The organism is Flavobacterium anhuiense, from assembly GCF_001705175.1.
In the GTDB taxonomy this organism is placed as follows: Bacteria; Bacteroidota; Bacteroidia; order Flavobacteriales; family Flavobacteriaceae; genus Flavobacterium; species Flavobacterium anhuiense.
On record NZ_CP016907.1, the window covers coordinates 3,012,895 to 3,025,975 of the forward strand.

A 13,081-nucleotide genomic window follows, 5' to 3' on the forward strand; every position below is an offset into this window, starting at 1 on the left:
GAATTTTTATTTTGATTTGAATGGAATTCTGAATTTTGTAACTATGAAATACACGAATTTTAATTCCTTCAATATCAAATCAATTGCCTCCAGTTTTAACTGGAGGTTTTTTGTTGAATCTGAAATTGGGCTTTAGCCAAACTTTGCGGTTTTTGGCTAAAGCCTTTTTTGTATACATTTGTTTACCTTCAGTTAACACTGGAGGCAATTCAGAAAAATATCTATGAAAAAACAAATACTAACGATACTTATTTTATTATTTCTGTCTGTAAAAGCAATTGCTTGCAGTTGTGATACACCTAAACCAGTTTTAGAATTTTATTCTTCAAAATATGTTTTTAAAGGAGTAATTACGAAGAAAACTTTTAGTAAAGATTCGGCAACTTATAATATTAAATTTAAGGTGCTTGAAAGTTATAAGAATGGTAAGATTCCAAAAGAAATATCCTTCACATCTTATTATCAAAAAAAAGGTTCGTGGGATTCTTGCTATAGAGAAGCCTATCTAAATCAAGAATGGTTAGTTTTTGTAAAGGAAAAAGGTGGAAAATTATATTTTAGCCAAATTTGTACTAACTCACAGCTTCTTAATAATAAAGGAATTGATGCAAACATGCAAAAATTATTGAACAACGCGAATAATTTTAAATTACAAGATTACATCTATAATGATTATGATGATGAAAGAACTGAATTTAATTATCCAAAACCAATAACAAATTTGGATTCAATTTTTAAAACAGGAAAGATTAAAGATTATGAAAAGACTTATATGGTATTGGCATTGTATATTGATGAAAAAGGAAAATTAATTTCTAGTTTTTCAGGATTAGATATGCACTATTCAGAACCATATTTTGTTTATCACCCTGTTTTTAAATTATTAAAAAAAATAGATGTAAGAAGTAAACGTCCTTTAAACGATTTTGAGATAGAAGCCATGGATTTGTATTCAAAGGTAGATTGGGAGGTAAAGAGGCATAAAGACACTAAAATTCCTGTAAAATATATTCGTTATGTACGTGCAGAATTTGACAAAGAAACTAAAAAATGGAAACATGATATTTAGTTTGTTTTAAATTGGAATTTAAAATAAAAATTTTTAGATAATTGATTCTTGAAACAGAAATCAATTGCCTCCAGCTTTAGCTGGAGGTTTTTTGTTTGAATTTGAATTGGGCTTTAGCCAAACTTTGCGGTTTTGGCTAAAGCCTTTTTTGTGCACATTTGTTTACCTCAACCTAAAGCTGGAGGCAATTTAATTGTGTAGTGAGAAAAATATGTATTTTTACGAATCAAATAATTTCTCAAGAATTTTAAATATCTTTGAATTATGAGTACAACAGCAAAACCAAAACATATAGGAAGAAACATAAGCCGAATTAGAGAGCTTAAAGGAATGAAGCAGGAAGCTTTGGCAATTGCAATTGGTTTAAGCCAGCAAACTGTTTCAAATATCGAATCAAGTGAAACGATCGATAAAGAAAAATTGACAGAAATAGCAAAAGCACTTGGTGTTACTATCGAAGCGATTGAAAATTTCTCAGAAGAATCTGTTTTCAATTTCTTTAATAACTTTTATGATAATAGTTCAAGTCAAGGAAATAGCTTTAATCAAGGAATGTATGCGACTTTTAATCCTTTGGATAAAGTGGTAGAGCTTTACGAGCGATTAGTACAGGCTGAAAAAGAAAAAGTAGAATATTTAGAAAGGCTTCTTAAAAAGTAAAACTTTAAAATAAAAACATAAATCCGTTTGTTCTCTATGAATAAACGGATTTTTTAATTCAAGAATATTTTATTATAAAACCATAAGGCAATTTTTACAAAAGATTTAATTACAACCAACAGTTATATTCTATAAGCTGTATTGCCGAAAAAAAAAGCAGTTAATGCTTAATATTGCGTATCTAAGAATTTTTTCCCCCTAAAAGAATTTTTGGATACGATTTTTACTAAAACTTAAATCTATTTTACCTACTGAATTTATGCCTTTAACAATTTTTTCCGACGAGGTTAGGTTTTGTTATAAATCTAAAAACTGGCAGTATCAATTTGATGAAATCAAAGAGCTCGGACTGCTCAAAAAAAAGAGAAAATATTTTCTAGAAAATGGTGCTTTTATAGCTGTAACAACTGTTGCGTATTATTGCATGCTGTTTTCCAATTTAATGGACTTGTATTACATTATTCCTGCGCTTTTATGCTATGCATTTATTATAGTCGCCAGGTTTGGTAATAAAGACGAGTTTGTATATTTTGTTTTTGTTAAAGATATTTACCAGAATGAAATAAGAACTAAAATTGAGCCAGAAGACCGCGTGTTAATTGGCAAGCAGATCGATAGTTATTTAGATCTTCAATTTGAACGCAGTATACAAAGAACTGCTTAAGAAAAATCAGAGATGTTTGTATTTACTATTTCCCATTATGATGTTTTTTTCATAATGGCAGCACTGATATATGGTTATTTTATTATCAAAAAAAGAAAATTAACAAAACGCTAAGTCATAGTGTTCATTATGAAGTAGCTTAACAAATACCCAAAAATAAGTATAGTTAAGTCGTTACAAATTAACGGCTGGCTGTTTTAACTATACATGATCCCAAATCAGAATAAAATTATGGCCACAACAATTAAAAGCAAGATTAAAAACATTAGAGAGTTAAAAAATTACACTCAGGAATATATGGCGGAAAGATTAGGTGTAACCCAAGCGGGCTACAGTAAAATTGAAAAAGGAAAAACTTCTTTGAGTTATGAAAAACTGGTTGAGATAGGGAAGATTTTAGATGTAAGCGTAGAGGATATAATTAGTTTTGATTACGACAAATACTTTAATAGTTTCAATAAAATAAATGGAAATAATAACGGCAGTATTTTAATTAATGCCGATAACACTTCGATTATAAAAGAACTTTATGAAGATAAAATCCAATTATTAGAAAAACTGCTTTCTAGAACCGAAATAGAATTGGAACGTTATAAAGATAAATTCGGAGAACTCTAAAAGTTTTAGTTTCATCTTTGTCAGAGCAAAATGCTTTGACAAAGATTACTCTACAAGTGAAACTAAATAATTTTTTTGAATTGCTGTTAGAATAGGACTTCTTTAGCAATAATATAAAATCCCATTATGAGAACGAACCATCCGAAAAGAGGTTTTAATTTTGTGCCGTCTATTTTTTTAGAAAGTTGGCTCCCAATAAACATGCCTATTAAAGCCATGGCTGAAACGCTCATTAGAAAAGTATAATCTATAGGTGTTCCAATATATAAATCGCCTGCAAAACCTATTGACGAGTTTATGGTAATGATTAATAATGAAGTTCCAACGGCTTGTTTCATGGGAAGATTAGCGAAAAAAAGAAGGGCAGGAATAATCAGAAATCCGCCGCCAGCGCCTAGAAAACCAGTTACAATTCCGACTAAGAATCCAATGAAGCTAAGCTGGAAATAATTGGTTTCAACCGATTTTATTTCGGTTTGATTTTTTTTAATCATCGAAATAGCGGCAGTAATCATTAAAATTGAAAAGATAATCATAATCAGAAAATCTTTTGAAACCGTATAAGAAGCGACAGAAAACAAAGTCGATGCAATTTGCGGAAAGATTACTTCGCGGATTATCAAAATAGAAACCACTGAAGGAACCGCAAAATACAAAGCTGATTTCAGTTTTAGATTTCCCATTTTATAATGGCTGTAACTTCCAAATAACGCTGTTAATCCGACAATAAATAAGGAATAAGAAGTCGCTTGATCGGGATTGACTTTAAATAAATAAACTAAAATTGGAATTGTCAGAATAGAACCACCGCCACCAATTAAGCCAAGTGTAACTCCGATTATGATTGAGGCGAAAAATCCTAAGTATTCCATTGCATTTATTTTAATGCAAAGTTGCTTCGGAAATTAGAATTCTACAGTAACATTTATCACAGACCTAAAATAATTTTACCATTAAGAAATTAAGGAAATTAAGCAATGCTTTCTTAATGATACTTTTAAAGGTTAAGAAATATTAAGCGATCCAACTTAATTAACTTAATATCTTAATGGTTAAAATTTAGCAATTCAATCTGGTTTCTGTTCAGTTTGACCAAACCGCGCTGTTCCATTTTTTTGAGTAATCTGGAAACCACTTCGCGTGATGTATTTAATTCGGTTGCAATTTCTTGATGCGAAAGATTTACTTCAGAACAGCCACAAGCATCAGAATGTCTTTTTAAATAGAATTCTAACCTTTCGTCCATAGAACGGAAAGCGATATTGTCAACAACTTCCAAGACTTCTTCAAAACGGCTTCGGTAAGTTTCAATAACAAATTCGTACCAAGAACGGTATTCCATCATCCATTTGTCCATTAGCTGCAGCGGAATCATCATTACAGTTACATCTTCTACTACTTTTGCCATAATTTGGCTTTTTTCGCTTTTGGCAGTGCAGATCATCGAAATGGCACAGGCTTGTCCAGGCTGTAGGTAATACATTAAAAACTCTCCGCCATCTTCACCTTCGCGATATATTTTGATTTTACCTTTAATGATCAGAACGGTATTTTTAATATACTGTCCGGTACGCATTAAAATGGTTCCGGCTTTAAAATCCTGAAGGCTTCCGTTTTCTTCGATTGTAGCGATAAGTTCGTTAGAGAAATTAGGAAATATGGTTTTTAATGATTGCTGCATGTTGTGTAATAATTTTGTCACATAGAGCCAAGTCGAATTTTCTATTTTTTGGATCTAGTTTGAACCAAAAGATGTAAATCATTGTGACTAAGTTTTTATCAAAATCGAATTAAAAAATGTATTTGATTACAAAGATAATGGTTTGAAATGGGAATAATTGTCAGAAAACTAGATTTATGAGTAATTCTATGTAAATGAAGAAATCCTATTTTCTATCGATTTTGTAGGCTGAATTTTTAAAAATAGTAACTAAATTTGTAATTCACTGATTATAATACTTTCTCTAAAACGTTTTCTGAGAATAATAATCGAAATCGCATTTGGTACGTTTTTTATATAAAGAAACGTCGTAATTTTACAAAAACACATTTTACTATGAATTTATCACAAGAAGATTGGGTTGCTCAGTTACAGGCTGACGAAAATGCAGTTATACTTGATGTAAGAACTGAAGACGAATTTAATGACGGATACATTGAGAATGCTCTAAACATTGATATCAATAAAGGGCAAGCATTTATCTATGAAATAGAAGAATTAGACAAAAATAAAAATTATTACGTATACTGCCGTTCTGGGGCTAGAAGTGCAAAAGCATGCCAGATCATGAACGAATTGGGTATAGAAAACGCCTACAATCTGCTTGGAGGAATCCTAGATTGGGAAGGTGAAACAGTACATCCATAAAAAGAAGAAGAGGCAATAAAAAAGCCTCTTTTTTATTTTGAAAATAGAATTACCAGACCATTAAATAACCAAATTATGAGTTTTATACCAGAAGAATATCAGATTAATGCGCTGATAAATCAAGATACTTATCTTGTAAATGGAGAATTGAAACAATGGACAGGGCAAACCACACCTGTGTTTTCTACTATTTCTTCAACCGAAAAATATTCGCCGACTTTATTAGGTTCTATTCCTTTTATGGGAGAAAAAGAAGCAGCAGAAGTTGTCGAAGCTGCTACCAATGCATACGACATGGGACAAGGCTTATGGCCAACTATGAAAGTAGTGGATCGTATTAAATGCATGGAAAAATTTGTGAAGCAAATGAAAGAAACCCGCGAAGAAGTGGTAAAATACTTAATGTGGGAAATCGGAAAATCATTAGGTGATTCGCAAAAAGAATTCGACAGAACAGTAGAATATATTTACGATACAATTGCAAGCTACAAAGAACTAAACGGACGTAGTTCACACTTTGAAAAAGTTCAAGGAGTAAACGCCATGATTCGCCGCGGACCTCTTGGAGTAGTTTTATGTCTTGGACCTTACAATTATCCTTTAAACGAAACTTTCTCATTGCTGATTCCAGCTTTGATTATGGGAAATACTGTAATTTTCAAACCTGCTAAGCACGGTGTTTTATGTATTTCGCCATTGCTGGAAGCTTTCAGAAGCAGTTTTCCAAAAGGGGTAATTAATATCGTTTACGGAAGAGGACGTGAAGTAGCTTCTCCGATTATGAAATCTGGAAAAATTGATGTTTTGGCATTAATCGGAAACAGTAAATCGGCAATTGCTTTACAAGATCAGCACCCAAACAAAAACAGATTGCGTTTGATTTTAGGTTTAGAAGCAAAAAATCCAGCGATTATTCTTCCAGATGCCGATTTAGATTTGGCTATTCAAGAATGTATCACAGGAAGTTTATCTTTTAACGGACAGCGTTGTACGGCGCTGAAAGTCTTATACGTTCACGAATCAATTAGAGAAGAGTTCAATAAACGTTTTGCTGAGAAAGTAGATAGTTTGGTTTTTGGAAATCCGTGGGAAAAAGGAGTTTCTTTAACGCCGCTTCCAGAAACTGATAAACCAAAATATATTCAAGGTTTAATTGACGACGCTGTTCAAAAGGGCGCCAAAGTGATAAATGAAAAAGGAGGTAAACATACTGAAAACTATATTTTTCCAGCAGTTCTTTATCCAGTAAACAAAGAAATGCGTGTGTATCACGAAGAACAATTTGGACCAGTTGTTCCCGTACTTTCTTTCAAAGATATTAAAGAACCATTGAAAGATATGGCAGAATCAAACTACGGACAGCAAGTAAGTTTGTTCGGGAAAGACATAAAAACTTTGGCACCGCTTATTGATGCCTTAGTAAACTTAGTTTGCAGAGTAAACCTCAACAGTTCTTGCCAAAGAGGGCCAGACGCTTTCCCTTTTACAGGAAGAAAAGATTCTGCTGTCGGAACTTTGAGTATTCCAGATGCTTTGCGTTCATTCTCAATCCGTACGTTTGTAGCTTCAAAAGATATCGATTATAATAATGAGATTCTGCAGGAATTGCTTAACAGCAAAGAATCGAATTTTATTAATACAGATTATATTTTGTAGTCATCAAGGTTATATATTAATTGTAGATGCCGTTTGTTGCTTTTGGTGACAAACGGTTTTTTTTAAGATGCTAAGGTTCTGAGATGCTAAGTTTTTTTAATTAAAAATTAAAAATTAAAAATTAAAAAGCACCATTAACCAACAACCATCAACTACAAACCATCAACTACAAACCATTAACAATTAATAACTAAATTTGTAACATTATTTAAAAAAAGCAGTCTTAGTTATATACCAAACAATTTAAAGACCTAAGAATCATTATGAAAAAGAGATTTTTGCAATTTGCATTAATAGCATTTGTTCTTTTTGCCCAAGATACTATTGCTCAAGAGCTTTATATGCCGAGAAATATAAAAAAAGCCTACGAAAACGGAACACGTTCTAAAGACGGGAAACCTGGCGTAAACTATTGGCAGAACCGCGGAAAATATAATATGGAAATTTCTGTTGATCCTAAAACCAGATTGGTTTCAGGCACAGAAACTATTATTTACGAGAACAATAGCAAGGATACGCTAAGAAATTTAGTTATCCGTTTTGTAAATAATCTTCATAAACCCACTTCGTCTCGTGGAAGCGATGTGAGCAACGATTTTTTAAGCGACGGATTGACGATTACTTCATTAAAGATAGAAAATGAAGTCTATAAAGAAGATGCTAAAAATTGGGGAACAGTTGGAAATGTAAAATTGCAAAAACCGATTCTACCGCACTCAAAAACAACTATAAATATTGAGTGGAATTATCCTTTGTCTAAAGAGAGCGGAAGAGAAGGTCAGATTGATGAAACTACTTTCTTTGTAGCATATAGTTATCCAAGAGTTTCTGTTTTTGACGATTACAATGGTTGGGATAGATTGCCGCACACAGACCGTCAGGAATTCTATAATGACTTTAACGATTATGTTTTTTCTGTAAAAGCACCAAAAAATTATGTGGTTTACGCAACAGGCGATTTATTAAATCCGGATGAGGTTTTACAGCCTGAATTTGCATCGCGTTTGAAGAAATCTTATACAACCAATGAAATTTTGCATATCGCTAACGAGCAAGAAATGAAAAGCGGTATCGTAACCAAACAGTACGATTGGAATGTTTGGAAATTTGAAGCTAAAAATATCACAGATGTATGTTTTGGTTTAAGTGAACATTATTTATGGGATGCCAGCAGTGTAATTGTAGACAAGAAAACAAATCGACGTGCGAGTATTCAGGCAGCTTACGATATTAAAGGAACAGACTTTGTGAATTCTGTAAAAAACAATCAATATGCTTTAGATTGGTTTTCTAATAATTGGCCAGGAGTTCCTTATCCCTTTTCTAAGATGACGGCTTTTCAAGGTTTTGCCGATATGGAATATCCAATGATGTGCAACGACTCACAAATGGGAGATCCTGTTTTTGCACAGCTGGTGCAAGATCACGAAGTAGCACATACTTATTTCCCTTTTTATATGGGAATTAATGAAACACGTTATGCTTTTATGGACGAAGGATGGGCAACAACTTTTGAATATTTAATCGGGATTGCTGAGCATGGAAAAGAGGCCGCGGATAACTTTTATAAAGAATTCAGAGTAAAACATTATATAAACGATCGATCTTCAGAAGAAGATCAGCCTATTATAACAATGTCTACACAGGTTTCTGGTGCTGGTTACGGTAATAATTCTTATGGAAAAGCTTCGCTTTCTTATCTGGCACTGAAAGATTTATTGGGCGACGACTTATTCAAAAAAGCACTACACGATTACATGGATACTTGGAATGGCAAACATCCAATTCCGTGGGATTATTTTAATTCATTTAATACCTCAACAGGTAAAAATTTAAATTGGTTTTTTAATAATTGGTTCTTTACCAACAATTATTTAGATATCGCAGTAAAAGGTATTTCTGCTGACAAGAAAATGATAACAGTAGAAAACATTGGAGGTTTTGCCATTCCGTTTGACGTTGTAATTACTTACGCTGATAAATCGAAAGTAATCTTACATCAAACACCAGCAATTTGGGAAAAAAATCAGAAAACGGCTAAAATCATTTTGAAAAGCACAAAAAAAATACTGCAAATTCAGCTCGATGGGGGGATTTTTATGGATGCAACGCCAGAAAACAATGTTTTACTTGTTAAATAGATTGAGATGTTTTTAATGAATTCGTTAATAATGTTATTTTATTTTTAATAAAATAACATTATTTGTTTAGAATAATTAATAATAATCAAAAATACGGAAAACCGTAAATGAATTTCTTTAAAAAAGACTAGGTTTGTGAAATAATAAAAAACCTACAAAATTTAATGAAAAACACATTTGCACTGATTGTATTACTAAGTACATTCAAGTTCTTTGGACAGAATGACCAAAAAACAGCATTTCAAAAAAGCAAATATGAATTAGCTGTTTCTTACTACAAAAAAGCCGAGTTTGTAAAAGCGATCGACTTATTTTCTTTAGCAGCAAAGATTAAACCAGACAATGAAATTGGAAAAGATGCTGTAAATAAAGTGGATACCTTACGTAGCCTTTTGAGAAAAGAAATTTTAAGTCAAGCCATTGGAACTTGGAAGCGAACAGGGAATCAGCCAGTTTGGTCTGCAGCTACGGCAGATAATGCCAATCAATCTAGTTTTGACGAATTAATTGAGATCAAAGAAAATGAAATAGCGTTTTATGAAGTAGACAAAAAAACAAAAGTAAAGAAACTTCTAAAAACAGAAAATTTAGTTTATAATGATGCAAACTGCACTGCATCAGTATTCTCAGAAATCATCCTTTCAGACGGAACAATTTGGAACTGCAGTCTGAATGAAAAGTCAAATATTCTTCATGTCGTTAATGTTGCGGTTAAAACAAAAACAGGAATACAGAAGATAGATAATGATAATGAAGAAAGTTATTATGTTAAGATCTAAATAAAAAAGGGAATCAATAGATTCCCTTTTTTATGTTTTATACTTTATAAAAATTTAAATCCAAGTGAAAGACTGGTTATTCCAGTTTTAATTTCGCCACTAGAAGCATCTATGTCGCTGAGTCCTGCAAGATACCTTACTTCAAAAGTAAGTCTCCAGACATCTACGCCGACACCGCCAAGCACACTGTGATTGTTTCTTTCAAATGCTATATGATTTAAATTATTGCTTGGGTTTATGTCCGAATAATTCTTCCAATTGTACCCTGCAAAGACTCTTATATTTCCTATTTTTCCAAGCGGAATAATTTTAAAACCAGCTATTAAGGTCGCATCGGTTCCAGATAATTTAAATTCGGTTTCTCCTACACCGTCTTGGAAAACGCTGAAATTAGTTTGGGCATAACCAAATTCGCCCTGCGCATAAAAAACGGTAAGATTTACTCGAGCAAAAGCAGAAAAACCAACTCCTGTATTGGTATGGTCGGAACTAAAGTTTTTTGCATCAACGGAAGTAATATTGGTTGAAAACTGTGGTCCAACTTGTATTAATTGCGCAAATCCATTTACACAAAAACATAAAAATGCTACTAAAAAGAATTTTTTCATAAGGATCTTATTTGATTTTGGTACCATAAAAATAAACATAATAGATTTAAATTGAATGATTTATCTGGTTTATTTTTTATAAGGCTTTGATTGTTAGTTTTGTATCTTTCTTGTTTTTACTATATTATGTAGATTAAAATCAATTATTTTTGAAAGGATTACTAAATAACTTATGGAAATAAAAACAATCAAAGCATCTGATACTTGGCAGATCCGTCATGAAGTAATGTGGCCTGACCAGCCTTTTGAGTTTGTACAGCTAGAAGAAGACGATTTAGGATTTCATTTTGGAGTTTTTGAGGATGGTAAATTAGTTTCTATAGTTTCTTGTTTTATAGAAGGGAAAGAAATGCAGTTTAGAAAATTAGCCACTTTAGAAGAATATCAGGGAAAAGGAATGGCTTCTTATCTTCTAAAATATATATTGGAGTTTGCAAAAAGTAAAAAAATAGAAAAAGTCTGGTGTAACGCCAGAAGTAATAAGAAAACATTTTATGAAAAAATAGGATTTATAGATACTCATAAAATGTTTGTAAAAGCTGGTCAAGAATTTACAATAATGCAAATTAAAATTTAAAAATAAAATTTCATTTCGTTTTTATAAATGATTGTATTGTAGTTGTTTATGTGTATTTTTTTTGCATGAAATAATATTTTTCTTCATCTAATCTTCATGTAAAAAGCTACCGAAAACGTTTTCATTTTATCTAACTGTTAAAGCTTGTTAAAAAATCTTTTTTTGTTTTAATTCTTTTATTACTTTCGCACCGAAATGAGAAATTTAATCGTATTTTTAGTATTCATGAATATGCTTCTGTTTGGCGGAGGCCAATATTTGAATGCCAATACTTTTGGTCCTCATAATCACCATCATCTGCAAAAGCACAGAGTTAAATTTACCAATCAAGATCGAGGCAGTTCTATAATTGAAGACGTTGCTGATGTTGATATTGAAGAGGATTTTCTTGGCGGTGATGACACTAATTTACTAACGAACAAGTATTTTACTGCTTCGTATAGTTTGGTAGACGCTTTGTATCTGGCACTTTCAGATCAGTCTGCAGCGAATGATTCTAATCGTTTAAAATTTTCTACGCCTGTCTTCGGGCATTCAAATCCTATCTATATTACTCAACGAGTATTAAGAATTTGATTTTACAGTATACATCGGTTACCTGAGTTTTGATCTCTGCGTATCTTGCTGTTGTATATTTTTCTACTTCTGCTTATATGAAGGTTAAGGTCTGGACTAAGGCTGACTGATGCATTTTAACATCCAAAAGGAATTTTTATTCCAAAAGCATTCAATCGCTTAATTTCCAAACTAAATCATGAAAAAAATCATTGTGTTCACAGGCTTAATGGCCTTGGTGTGCTTAACGAGTTGTACATCTAAAAAAGAAGAAAAAGAAGAAGTTGAAAAATTTACCGTTACTAATCCGGTTAGAATCGACACTTCATTTACTAAAGAATACGTTTCACAAATAAGATCGGTTCGAAATATAGAACTTCGTGCCCAAGAAAAAGGGTTTTTACAAAATATATATGTTGACGAAGGACAGTTTGTAAAAAAAGGACAATTGTTGTTCAAAATTATGCCAAACATGTATCAGGCAGAACTATTAAAAGCGCAGTCTGAACAAAAATCGGCAGAAATCGAATTGCAAAATGCTAAATTATTGGCAGACAAGAATATCGTTTCTAAAAACGAATTGAGTGTGGCGCAAGCAAAACTGCAATCTGCAAAAGCTGAAGTATCATTAGCAAAACTTCATTTATCATTCACAGAAATCAGAGCTCCATTTGATGGAACAATCGACCGTATTCCTTTAAAACTAGGAAGTTTAATTGATGAAGGCGAATTATTGACAAGTCTCTCAGACAACAGTCAGATGTTTGCTTATTTCAATGTTTCTGAGCCAGAATACATTAGTTACGAAACGCACATTAAAGACCGTGCCGATAACAAAGTGAATTTAGTTTTGGCTAACGGAGAGCTTTTTAAAGAAAAAGGAAATGTTGAGGTTATTGAAAGTGAGTTTAACAATGAAACTGGAAATATCGCTTTCAGAGCAAGGTTCCCTAATTCTGGAAAATTACTTAGAAATGGTGAGACTGGACAAGTTCAGATGAATGTGCCACTTAAAAATGCCGTTGTAATTCCGCAAAAAGCGACTTACGAAATTCAGGACAAAAAATATGTTTTTGTAGTTGGTAAGGACAACAAAGTGAGTTCTAGAGAGATTACAATCACAGGAGAAATTCCTGATTTATACGTAATCAAAAGTGGTATTACAGAAAATGATAAAATCTTACTTGAAGGTGTTCAGAAAGTAAAAGAAAACGACAAGATTAAATTCGATTACGAATCTCCTAAAGAAGTAATCAATCATTTACGCTTAAAAGCAGAATAGTTTTTTGTTTTAATAGTTTCAAGTTTCAGGTTTCAAGTTTCGTACTGAACCAAAAACTTGAAACCTGAAACTTGAAACATTTTAAACTTCAATAAGTTTAATCA

Annotated in this window: 14 protein-coding genes; 11 read left to right on the forward strand and 3 right to left on the reverse strand. The window is 32.1% G+C overall.

Annotation, left to right across the window (positions count from 1 at the left end):
• The first annotated feature begins 223 nt into the window (after nt 1-223).
• The 4 genes from BB050_RS13275 to BB050_RS13290 all read left to right on the forward strand — a co-directional run bounded on the left by BB050_RS13275 (nt 224) and on the right by BB050_RS13290 (nt 3,011).
• On the forward strand, nt 224-1,069 hold the full coding sequence (locus BB050_RS13275; RefSeq protein WP_066033860.1) for a hypothetical protein: 846 nt from the start codon (nt 224-226) through the stop codon (nt 1,067-1,069).
• 264 nt (nt 1,070-1,333) lie between these two features.
• Complete coding sequence (locus tag BB050_RS13280; protein ID WP_066033861.1) at nt 1,334-1,729, forward strand: helix-turn-helix domain-containing protein; 396 nt, start codon at nt 1,334-1,336, stop codon at nt 1,727-1,729.
• Between the two features lie 259 nt (nt 1,730-1,988).
• Nucleotides 1,989-2,393, forward strand: coding sequence for a hypothetical protein (locus BB050_RS13285; protein ID WP_008468282.1), 405 nt, complete (start codon nt 1,989-1,991; stop codon nt 2,391-2,393).
• 231 nt (nt 2,394-2,624) lie between these two features.
• Nucleotides 2,625-3,011 (forward strand): helix-turn-helix transcriptional regulator, encoded by a 387-nt coding sequence (locus BB050_RS13290; RefSeq protein WP_008468283.1) that lies wholly within the window; start codon nt 2,625-2,627, stop codon nt 3,009-3,011.
• 86 nt (nt 3,012-3,097) lie between these two features.
• Here the strand turns inward: BB050_RS13290 and BB050_RS13295 are convergent, their stop codons facing one another.
• The gene (locus BB050_RS13295; RefSeq protein ID WP_066033862.1) at nt 3,098-3,883 is read right to left on the reverse strand and encodes a sulfite exporter TauE/SafE family protein; all 786 of its coding nucleotides are present in this window, start codon (nt 3,881-3,883) and stop codon (nt 3,098-3,100) included.
• Between the two features lie 173 nt (nt 3,884-4,056).
• The gene (locus BB050_RS13300) at nt 4,057-4,692 is read right to left on the reverse strand and encodes a Crp/Fnr family transcriptional regulator (protein WP_066033863.1); all 636 of its coding nucleotides are present in this window, start codon (nt 4,690-4,692) and stop codon (nt 4,057-4,059) included.
• Between the two features lie 375 nt (nt 4,693-5,067).
• Here BB050_RS13300 and BB050_RS13305 point away from each other — a divergent pair, with 375 nt between their 5' ends.
• From BB050_RS13305 to BB050_RS13320, 4 genes are all read left to right on the forward strand, one after another.
• A complete protein-coding gene (locus BB050_RS13305; protein ID WP_008468286.1) occupies nt 5,068-5,379 on the forward strand; it encodes a rhodanese-like domain-containing protein in 312 nt (103 codons plus the stop codon).
• Nucleotides 5,380-5,454: 75 nt separating this feature from the next.
• Nucleotides 5,455-7,035 carry an NADP-dependent glyceraldehyde-3-phosphate dehydrogenase gene (locus BB050_RS13310; RefSeq protein ID WP_008468287.1) on the forward strand — a complete coding sequence of 527 codons (1,581 nt, stop codon included), beginning with the start codon at nt 5,455-5,457 and terminating at the stop codon, nt 7,033-7,035.
• Nucleotides 7,036-7,298: 263 nt separating this feature from the next.
• Nucleotides 7,299-9,176 carry a M1 family metallopeptidase gene (locus BB050_RS13315; RefSeq protein ID WP_066033864.1) on the forward strand — a complete coding sequence of 626 codons (1,878 nt, stop codon included), beginning with the start codon at nt 7,299-7,301 and terminating at the stop codon, nt 9,174-9,176.
• 164 nt (nt 9,177-9,340) lie between these two features.
• A complete protein-coding gene (locus BB050_RS13320; protein ID WP_008468290.1) occupies nt 9,341-9,955 on the forward strand; it encodes a hypothetical protein in 615 nt (204 codons plus the stop codon).
• 44 nt (nt 9,956-9,999) lie between these two features.
• Here the strand turns inward: BB050_RS13320 and BB050_RS13325 are convergent, their stop codons facing one another.
• A complete protein-coding gene (locus BB050_RS13325; protein ID WP_066033865.1) occupies nt 10,000-10,563 on the reverse strand; it encodes an outer membrane beta-barrel protein in 564 nt (187 codons plus the stop codon).
• A 172-nt stretch (nt 10,564-10,735) separates the two neighbouring features.
• Here BB050_RS13325 and BB050_RS13330 point away from each other — a divergent pair, with 172 nt between their 5' ends.
• The 3 genes from BB050_RS13330 to BB050_RS13340 all read left to right on the forward strand — a co-directional run bounded on the left by BB050_RS13330 (nt 10,736) and on the right by BB050_RS13340 (nt 12,977).
• Entirely contained in the window at nt 10,736-11,140 is a 405-nt protein-coding gene (locus BB050_RS13330) for a GNAT family N-acetyltransferase (protein ID WP_066033866.1), read from the forward strand.
• A gap of 195 nt (nt 11,141-11,335) precedes the next feature.
• Complete coding sequence (locus BB050_RS13335) at nt 11,336-11,716, forward strand: hypothetical protein (RefSeq protein WP_035691999.1); 381 nt, start codon at nt 11,336-11,338, stop codon at nt 11,714-11,716.
• Nucleotides 11,717-11,894: 178 nt separating this feature from the next.
• Nucleotides 11,895-12,977, forward strand: coding sequence for an efflux RND transporter periplasmic adaptor subunit (locus BB050_RS13340; protein WP_066033867.1), 1,083 nt, complete (start codon nt 11,895-11,897; stop codon nt 12,975-12,977).
• Nucleotides 12,978-13,081 lie beyond the last annotated feature (104 nt).

Excerpts from the sequence above, each read along its gene's own strand:
- BB050_RS13275 (WP_066033860.1), top strand. The coding sequence starts at position 224 with ATGAAAAAACAAATACTAACGATACTTATTTTATTATTTCTGTCTGTA.
- BB050_RS13280 (WP_066033861.1), top strand. The coding sequence starts at position 1,334 with ATGAGTACAACAGCAAAACCAAAACATATAGGAAGAAACATAAGCCGA.
- BB050_RS13285 (WP_008468282.1), top strand. The coding sequence starts at position 1,989 with ATGCCTTTAACAATTTTTTCCGACGAGGTTAGGTTTTGTTATAAATCT.
- BB050_RS13290 (WP_008468283.1), top strand. The coding sequence starts at position 2,625 with ATGGCCACAACAATTAAAAGCAAGATTAAAAACATTAGAGAGTTAAAA.
- BB050_RS13295 (WP_066033862.1), bottom strand. The coding sequence starts at position 3,883 with ATGGAATACTTAGGATTTTTCGCCTCAATCATAATCGGAGTTACACTT.
- BB050_RS13300 (WP_066033863.1), bottom strand. The coding sequence starts at position 4,692 with ATGCAGCAATCATTAAAAACCATATTTCCTAATTTCTCTAACGAACTT.
- BB050_RS13305 (WP_008468286.1), top strand. The coding sequence starts at position 5,068 with ATGAATTTATCACAAGAAGATTGGGTTGCTCAGTTACAGGCTGACGAA.
- BB050_RS13310 (WP_008468287.1), top strand. The coding sequence starts at position 5,455 with ATGAGTTTTATACCAGAAGAATATCAGATTAATGCGCTGATAAATCAA.
- BB050_RS13315 (WP_066033864.1), top strand. The coding sequence starts at position 7,299 with ATGAAAAAGAGATTTTTGCAATTTGCATTAATAGCATTTGTTCTTTTT.
- BB050_RS13320 (WP_008468290.1), top strand. The coding sequence starts at position 9,341 with ATGAAAAACACATTTGCACTGATTGTATTACTAAGTACATTCAAGTTC.
- BB050_RS13325 (WP_066033865.1), bottom strand. The coding sequence starts at position 10,563 with ATGAAAAAATTCTTTTTAGTAGCATTTTTATGTTTTTGTGTAAATGGA.
- BB050_RS13330 (WP_066033866.1), top strand. The coding sequence starts at position 10,736 with ATGGAAATAAAAACAATCAAAGCATCTGATACTTGGCAGATCCGTCAT.
- BB050_RS13335 (WP_035691999.1), top strand. The coding sequence starts at position 11,336 with ATGAGAAATTTAATCGTATTTTTAGTATTCATGAATATGCTTCTGTTT.
- BB050_RS13340 (WP_066033867.1), top strand. The coding sequence starts at position 11,895 with ATGAAAAAAATCATTGTGTTCACAGGCTTAATGGCCTTGGTGTGCTTA.